The 1,699-nt window shown below is 70.5% G+C and carries 1 protein-coding gene; it reads right to left on the bottom strand.

Going from position 1 to position 1,699, the window contains the following annotated elements; genetic code table 11:
* Nucleotides 1-1,634, bottom strand: a 1,634-nt coding sequence (locus ACWGE1_RS41010) for a condensation domain-containing protein (RefSeq protein WP_453425563.1), incomplete at its 3' end; no start/stop codon positions are given.
* Nucleotides 1,635-1,699 lie beyond the last annotated feature (65 nt).

The following is a 1,699-nucleotide window of genomic DNA, read 5'->3' as shown; positions in this document are numbered from 1 at the left end:
CCGTCCGGGAGTTCGAGGGACGATGCGATGTCCTGGGCGAGGTCGTGGGTCAGGACGAGCGGGACCCGGGAGCCGGTGGCCATGGCGGTGAGACGGCCGGTGGGGTAGTCGGGGTCCAGGGGGAGGTAGGCGGCGCCGGCCTTCAGGACACCGACCAGAGCGACGACGAGATCAAGGGAGCGGTGCAGGCAGACGCCCACCACGTCCTCGACCCCCACACCCGCGGACCGCAGGTGGTTGGCGAGGCGGTTCGCCGCAGCATCCAGCTCACGGTAGGTGAGGGTGTTGCCTGTCTCGTCGGTGACGGCGAGGGCGTCGGGGGTCGCGGCGGCCTGCCGGGCGATCTCCTCGTGCATCAGACCCGTCACCGGCTCGGGATCCGGGGCGGTGAACGACGCGATCAGTGCCTGCTCGGCCGGGCTCGACAACTGGTGCGAGGCAAGAACTGCATCAGGAGCGGTGACGGCTGCTTCCAGGAGTCGCAGCCAGGCACCGGCCAGGCATTCCATGCCGTCCGCGTCGAAGAGGTCCGCCGCGTATTCCAGCCGGCCCTCCAAAGACCCGTCGCCGCGTTCCCGCAGGTGCAGAGCAATCTCGAACTGGGCACGCCCCCCACCCGCCTGGAACTCGCTGACCTGCGCGCCGGGGAGTTCCCAGCCGCCGCGCGGGGTGTTGTCCAGAGCCAGCAGGACCCGGACCAGATCACTCCCGGCGACCTGCGCGACCTTCTCGAACGGCACGTCCTGATGCGCCAGCGCCCCCAGCACCGTCTCCCGGGCCCGGCCCAGCATGTCGGTGAACGAACCACGGCCGGCGGTGTCCAGACGCAGGGCGATCGTGTTCACGAAGAACCCGACCACGTCCTCCAGCTCGGCCCGTGAACGACCCGCCACCGGCGTCGCCACCACCACATCCGACTGACCCGACCAACGCCCCAGCACCGAGGCGAACGAAGCGAGCAGACCCTGGAACACGGTGGCCCGGCCCGTCTCCGCGACCGCCTTCAGCCGCCCCGCGAGCCCGGCCGGAACCACGACCGGGACCTGCGCTGCCGGATACGAGGACGCGGAATCGGTGCGGGGACGCTCCGCGGGGAGTTCCAGACCCGAAGCACCCGTCAGCGCGTCCTTCCAGTAGGCGAGTCCCTCTTCGAGGGCTTCACCGGAGAGTTCCTCGCGCTGCCAGACGGCGAAGTCGCCGTACTGCAGGTCCAGGGCGGGCAGGACCGTCTCCGGATCGATGCCGGCCGCGTGGGCGCCGTAGAGGGCGCCGAGTTCGCGCAGGATCAGGCCCATCGACCAGCCGTCGACGATCGTGTGGTGCGCGACCAGACCGACCGCCCACTCACCCTCGCCCTCACCCAGCTTGCCCACGACCACCCGCACCAGCGGACCCGCAGCCAGATCGAAGGGCTCCTCCACCACACCCTCGAACCACTCCTCCAGCAGACCCTCGACCACGACCACCGGCACGGACACCGGCAGACCGTCCGCCTCCGTCACCACCTGCTGCAGCGCACCGTCCAGCCACGCGAAACGGGTCCGCAACGCCTCGTGCCGGGCCACCACACCCGCCACCGCACGCTCCAGCACACCCACATCAAGCGATCCCGAAACCCGCAGACCACCCGCCACGTGATACGCCGAACCCGCACCCAGGCAATCCAGCAACCACAACCGCTCCTGCCCGAACGACGCGG

This window comes from Streptomyces sp. NPDC054932 (genome assembly GCF_053610205.1).
The sequence above is the reverse complement of the archived record's forward strand: the minus strand, read 5'-3'. Positions and strand labels throughout refer to the sequence as shown.